Source organism: Vibrio sp. 10N.261.51.F11, from assembly GCF_041471665.1.
In the GTDB taxonomy this organism is placed as follows: domain Bacteria; phylum Pseudomonadota; class Gammaproteobacteria; order Enterobacterales; family Vibrionaceae; genus Vibrio; species Vibrio crassostreae_C.
The window spans coordinates 1-6061 of record NZ_JBFROW010000116.1; the positions used below are offsets into that span (position 1 = coordinate 1).

General features: G+C 38.7%; 7 protein-coding genes and 1 pseudogene. 5 read left to right on the forward strand and 3 right to left on the reverse strand.

The window, feature by feature from the left end:
- From AB4351_RS22100 to AB4351_RS22115, 4 genes are all read left to right on the forward strand, one after another.
- A partial coding sequence (locus AB4351_RS22100; protein WP_372127193.1) for an AAA family ATPase occupies window positions 1-690 on the forward strand: 690 nt, incomplete at its 5' end.
- Between the two features lie 92 nt (window positions 691-782).
- On the forward strand, window positions 783-950 hold the full coding sequence (locus AB4351_RS22105) for a hypothetical protein (RefSeq protein WP_372127194.1): 168 nt from the start codon (window positions 783-785) through the stop codon (window positions 948-950).
- Window positions 951-993: 43 nt separating this feature from the next.
- A complete protein-coding gene (locus AB4351_RS22110) occupies window positions 994-1449 on the forward strand; it encodes a hypothetical protein (protein ID WP_372127195.1) in 456 nt (151 codons plus the stop codon).
- A gap of 1 nt (window position 1450) precedes the next feature.
- Entirely contained in the window at window positions 1451-1645 is a 195-nt protein-coding gene (locus tag AB4351_RS22115; RefSeq protein ID WP_372127196.1) for a pyocin activator PrtN family protein, read from the forward strand.
- A gap of 201 nt (window positions 1646-1846) precedes the next feature.
- On the opposite strand, the gene AB4351_RS22120 is transcribed toward AB4351_RS22115, so the two are convergent.
- Window positions 1847-3673, reverse strand: a complete 1827-nt coding sequence (locus AB4351_RS22120) for an AAA family ATPase (RefSeq protein ID WP_372127197.1) — start codon at window positions 3671-3673, stop codon at window positions 1847-1849.
- A 331-nt stretch (window positions 3674-4004) separates the two neighbouring features.
- Complete coding sequence (locus tag AB4351_RS22125; RefSeq protein ID WP_372127198.1) at window positions 4005-4775, reverse strand: hypothetical protein; 771 nt, start codon at window positions 4773-4775, stop codon at window positions 4005-4007.
- Between the two features lie 348 nt (window positions 4776-5123).
- On the opposite strand from AB4351_RS22125, the gene AB4351_RS22130 reads away from it, so the two are divergent.
- Window positions 5124-5459, forward strand: coding sequence for a hypothetical protein (locus AB4351_RS22130; protein WP_133151097.1), 336 nt, complete (start codon window positions 5124-5126; stop codon window positions 5457-5459).
- Between the two features lie 66 nt (window positions 5460-5525).
- Here the strand turns inward: AB4351_RS22130 and AB4351_RS22135 are convergent.
- A pseudogene (locus AB4351_RS22135) lies at window positions 5526-6061 on the reverse strand (hypothetical protein); the annotation flags it as partial.

Genomic DNA, 6061 nt, shown 5'->3' on the forward strand with positions numbered 1-6061 from the left:
AATTACGCAACAAAGCCCTTGTTAGAAGCAATAAAACAAATTGAAACCAGTGAGCAAGTAAAAGTAAATCTTGTTGTATTTGAAACTCTTTCTCGCTGCTTTACTGGAAGTGAAAACTGTGCAGACTCCATGAATACATTTATTCGTAGCTGTGACGAAATTCGTCAAAAAGCGAACACCAGTGTTATCTGCATTCACCACAGTGGTAAAGACGAATCTAAAGGCTCTCGTGGTAGTAGCGTGTTACTCGGTGCATGTGATTTCGAATTTCAAGTTAAACGCGCTGGAAAAAGTAAACTAACTACATTTATTAATAAAAAACAGAAAGATGCCGAGGAAGCTCCTGAGCTAGAGTTTGAATTTAACACTGTTGATTTAGGTCTGCTTTGCGAAGATAACGAAGCAGTAACATCACTGGCTAGGCATACTAATGCAGTAGTTAAAAGCAGCGCTAATCGCGCCCTGCATCCTGTAATCAAAGCACTTCGTGATTCTTTTAATGGACATTGTTCACGCAACGAGTTACGTGAAGCTTGCTATCCGTATAGCGAAACTGAACCCCAAAACACTACTAACAAAAGATTCAAGCGCACGCTTGATGGTCTACTCGAAGATAACCTAATCACCATTGAGCAAAAAAATGTTCGAGCCAGTGGCAATGACACGATCACTTTAAAGTTTACAACTTAATCGTTAGTGACAAGTGACGCACTTATATAAGTGCGTCACTTGTCACTAACTATAAACACAATTTAGACACCCGAAACAATTAAGGAAATAAAATGTACGACAGTCATGAAGATGAATACCGATGCTCTCGATGTGGCACAGCAAGCTGTGATGGCCTGACTAACTGTAGTTGCGGTGAAGATATTCCTTGCAATGAAGCAAAATGTTCTAACTGTACATGGCAAGACAAGGTTGAACAGTGGAGTCAAGATCTACCTTAATCCCCTAAATAAAGAGCCATTAGAATTTCAAAAAGGTATTTATATGAAAAATAAAATTACAGTCATCACGGGCAACCATTTAGATTTTGATGAAAGAGCCAAACGGATTGTTCAGATCTACAATGAAGAAACCAAAGGTTTCGATGAGTCATTTTTCCCAACTGAACGAGATAACCTGCATTTGGTTTATCTTGAGGGTATTGACGGTGGCGTTATAGTCGATAAGTGGGGTTATATTATCAACAATAGGTATATTAGCTTCAACATAGTTTTATTTGCTGCATTCAGTAAACAAAATATAAATAAGGGATATCTAAGACGTTGCATTGAAGGCTGTGGTTTAGAAATTCAAACAGTTCAAGTTAGTCCTTATGATCCAATTAAAACTTGGTACTCTCTTGGTTTTAGAAAAGCAGGTACTATTGGTATGGATATACTATTAAGAAAGCAAGAAATAGAAGGCATTCATTGGGGACAATGTAATTTACAAGAAGACTAATATGACAATTAAAATATTAAAAGACGAACCAACAACCCGAACTCTCCTTGCTCAGCAATTTAACAATCAAGCCTTCATACCAGTCACTGATGTTGCTCAATCACTGCTAGGCTTAGAACCTAATACAGCTAAACGGAAAGCAAGCCGATGTTTATTACCATTCCCAACAATACGTTTAAATAACTCTCAAAAGTAGCCATGGTTAGTAAGCTTTGATGAGTTGGTTAAATATATCGAACGAAAAAATCGTGCGCATACAAAACACTGGCGACGAGCACAAGCTTAAAGTAGTACCCCTTTTGGCTTTAGTGTGAAAAATGATGCTTGTTTCATTTAAGAATTAGGTTAAGAAAAGCCCTAAAAAGCTCTTCTTAACCTTCATATTTTGGCAAACGGATTAACTAAAACTGGTCAATTCCACAGCCTTATCCCAATCTTTCTGTGTAAGAGTAACAAGAGCACTCCCTTTCATCTCAACATTATCCTCAATGAGGCGCAATGGACGTGACTTTTGCATAGCTTCAAGTAACTGACGAACAGCCCCTGCATTACCAAAACCTACACCATAGTTTTTCCTCCAAGCGGAGAGCAATGTCGGCAGAGCCTGTAACAACTGAGCTTCAATAATGTCACCAGTTTTGGTTGCCATTGAGATCAAAATATCTAATAGCTCTTGATCTGAGAAATCCTCGAATTGAATAAAGCGGGAGAATCGGCGTTTCAAGCCATCATTAGATTGCAAAAAGCTATCCATCTGTTGTTGGTATCCAGCAGTGATCACCACAAATTCACCCCGACGATCCTCCATCAACTTTAGCAGCTCATCAATGGCCTCTTGACCAAAGTCATTCTTACCGCCATTGCTTAATGTGTAAGCTTCATCTATGAATAACACGCCCCCCATAGCTTGATCTACCACTTCTCGGACCTTCGGAGCGGTTTGGCCTATATATTTTGCAACCAGATCGCTTCTAGTTACTTCAATAACCTTGTTGTTTCGGATCACCCCTTTATCTGCCAGCATCTGGGCAATCAAGCGAGCAACTACGGTTTTACCTGTTCCTGGGTTACCAGTAAAGACCATGTGATAAGCACCTTGGTCAATTTCCTCTAACCCTTCAGCTTTGCGTTGTTGGTTATAAGTCAGCATCGCGTTAAGACGACGAACTTCCTCTTTTACGCTGTGAAGACCGATCATGTTATCAAGCTGCTCTGTCCGTTTCTGTTTATCTTTTTCATATTCATCCATAGCTTGCTCTGTCTCTGCAAGCTCTTCAAAAAACTGCTGCTTTATTTCATTAGATAGACGTTGCGCATCCTTGGTTCCAATATATTGACTTCCAATAAAGTCGATTCGCTCTGCTCGGAAGCCAAATCTGAGCGCAGCCTTTGTACAATGAACAACATAGCTTTCCGCTAGACCAAGGACATCAGAACTCGGTAGCGAGATCGCAATCATGTCTGTCTTCGGGTTTAATTGTAAAAAATCCCACAAAAACTGTTCAGCGATTTCATCATCACAACACTTTGTACTATCAAGGCGAATTTTACCCGAAAGCACTTTGCGTCGATTACCAGAGAAAGTCTCAAGTTTATTACGGCGTATATCTTCCCAGTCAATAGTAATATTGCCTTGAGAGGTTTCAATACTCTGTGCCTCTTTAAGAGTTGAAGCCTTAGTCCCATATTTAGCAACATAAATAAAGAAAAGTGAGGTGAGAACTGGCTTAAGTAGACAGTAGTAACTGACTAAAAAGATAGCTAAGACATCATTCGCTGTGCTAATCACATGATGCTTAGTATAAGAGGTATAGAGAGCTGCATCCCAGTCACCGTAATAGGAGACAATATTATTATGAATTGTAAATAAGTAGAAAGCAGCCAGTAAACAAAACGTACCAGTGTATAAAATTGAACCGTAGTCGAACGAATATGTGTTTGAGGATAAAGTAGTCTTAACCGTCGACGAACTGTATTTCAGTATTAAACCAATAGCACAGGTGAGCGCGACTAAAGCCAAAACCTCAATAGGATAAAAGCTAAGTGGGTTTGAAAAAATAGCGAGATATAAACCGTAATGAGACCCACAAAACCCCATCATAATCAAACCAAATAAAAGGCTTCCGCGACCATTAGTGAAAGTAAAACTCAACCAGTCACTCACAGCCCCGAGGATAGGAATACATGACAGTCTTTTTTCTGCCTCTATGGGAAAGCTTTGCATAAATTTTTAACCTTGAAAAAGTAAACATAGATTCAGTGTCAGGGCAACTGCATAAGTGATTTGCAAAATCACTTTTTTGTTAATACGTCAAGTAGTAACTCGTGTTAATCCCTGTTTTTTAGAATATGTGAATATTACAAACGCATTCATTGGTTAACAAACGTGACACTTAACATTAGTTCAACTTATGCGATCGCCTTGGGTCAGTGTGAATTTTTAGACGGAAATAAATATAATGCGTACACATGTATAAATCCACGATGCATACATATGATACTGTTTCAAAATGTTAACCAGCGTAAGCCATTATGGGGAATATCCAAACCTAACCTCATAATAATTTATTTTTAATTCGCTGGATTTGCTCATCTTGTTTCTCGGACAACAAATACGCCTCCAACGAATCAATGGTTTTAGTTAGACGATTTTTTTGTCGATTCCGTTGTCTACTATTTTGTTCTTCTATTGCTTCCAGCCATTTATCAAACTGACCTTGCATTTTCTTAATCAATTGCTCAGTTTTTAGTGCTTGATTCGCTTTATCATATTGATATTGCCATGTTGACAACCTGCGACCTTTTTTTACCTCAACTGGCTCATAACTTTTGTGGTCTAGCCCCACATGTTTCAACACTGAGTAGTTAAAGGCTTGTTTTAGGAGTTTTGTTGCTCCCTTTTTTTGAAGTTCTTTTAAAACACGGTTACCTACGGCCTTACCAATAATTAGGTGCACATGGTCACCACTGCCTTTTTGGCCTTCTTGATTTTGTTGGTGTAATACAGCGCGAATCTGCTCGCGATACTGAACGAACTCTGTTTTTGTCAACTTGCAGTATTTAGCCAGCTTAATGCAGCAATCGCTGGTAATGGAGTGCCACTGCTCAACAGAAGGTCGATAGCCTTTAGGTAAAGTCAGGCAGTATTCCATTGCATAGCTAGAAAGTGGGCGTCCACCTTTACGCTTAAGTTGTTGCTCAAGCCTAAATTGCTCCCCTGCTAGTGCAATACGATGGGACGTTTCAGCACTGCCGATTAGCGATATAAGCGCATCACTATACTTGTGGTTAGCATGGCTTTCGCTCAATAGGTAACGCTCACGCATTATCACTCCATCGCCTTGCAGCCTAACCGGTTGACTTATTAATGTGAAATTTTTAATCATGGGATTGTTTTTTTAAAACAATAGAATTTTCTTCCAGCTCTTGTAAACAACCGCTCACAAATATCAAAGATTTTTTGCGGTTCCAGATAGGACAATCCGCTTCGCTTTCGATTTTCCACTGGCAAGAAGGGATCCCCTTCTTAACTACCCTTTAGAGATTTTTTCTCTCTATTTTCTTAGAAAAATTATGAGTATTACCCAAAATATCACACCGTCTCATACACCATTACTTAATACTTCTTGCTCATTTACTACAGCAAATTAATTTACTATCTTTAATTAAAAACCATGCCAAATCAGTCCCCAATTGCATTAGCTGTCAAGCTTGAACAATGCATAAATACAACAGTAGAAATGCTAGTCATTAATTTATGTATCAAAGCTGAATTTTTGACTAAACAAGACATTAAAGAAAAGTCACCAAAATATCTATGGGTTGTTCAACTCACTGAATACTGCAAGGATACGATGGCGTTAGAAGATCTGAGTGAGGGTGAATCTGAGGTTCCTACGACAACTTTTAACTGCGATCAAACCCTGTCAGAGAAACAAAACAAAGCAGAAGCCGTCATCAAAGTCCTTGCCAAAGAAGTTATGCGAGCAATCCCTTCATACCAAGGTTAACGACTATCCTATCTAAGTTCAGGGTATAATAAAATAAGCCACGAATTAACGTGGCTTATTTACATATTAACGGAAGTCCGCACTGATATAATCGACACCAATACGTGCTTCGTGTTGCAATTGTAAGTTCTGATAACGAGATGCGTAAACGGCTCTTAACTTAGCTATTGGATAAACCTTTTTGTTTACTACAACCAAATTTCCATCTTGATCAATATCATTGAATTGAACAAATTTTCCATCAGTTACATCAAGAGGCTCATTATTATGTTTAGGCACAACTACCTGTTCAATTGTCGGTGCCTTACCATCTTCATAAACACTTAATGCTATTCTTTTCCCATCGTTAGTTACAAAAATGGTATCAGAGTCATGCGCATTTGATAGACTCTTTTTGAGGTTTTTTTCTATCAGTTTTAAAAAGCGCATTGGACGGTGAGGTTTCATTCGCTGAGCTACTTTCCCCGTATTTTGGTTCGGCACAGTATTACAACTTGGTGTTATACATAAATAATATTCATCAGGCACATTAGTTTTCAGTAATAAGCCTGTAGATATATGGTCAATACTCTCCCCCGATATCAGGGCGGGATCGCACTTTG

Bases quoted from the DNA above. Each gene is read 5' to 3' on its own strand.
- AB4351_RS22125 (WP_372127198.1), bottom strand. From the start codon at position 4,775: ATGCGTGAGCGTTACCTATTGAGCGAAAGCCATGCTAACCACAAGTAT.
- AB4351_RS22130 (WP_133151097.1), top strand. From the start codon at position 5,124: ATGCCAAATCAGTCCCCAATTGCATTAGCTGTCAAGCTTGAACAATGC.
- AB4351_RS22105 (WP_372127194.1), top strand. From the start codon at position 783: ATGTACGACAGTCATGAAGATGAATACCGATGCTCTCGATGTGGCACA.
- AB4351_RS22110 (WP_372127195.1), top strand. From the start codon at position 994: ATGAAAAATAAAATTACAGTCATCACGGGCAACCATTTAGATTTTGAT.
- AB4351_RS22115 (WP_372127196.1), top strand. From the start codon at position 1,451: ATGACAATTAAAATATTAAAAGACGAACCAACAACCCGAACTCTCCTT.
- AB4351_RS22120 (WP_372127197.1), bottom strand. From the start codon at position 3,673: ATGCAAAGCTTTCCCATAGAGGCAGAAAAAAGACTGTCATGTATTCCT.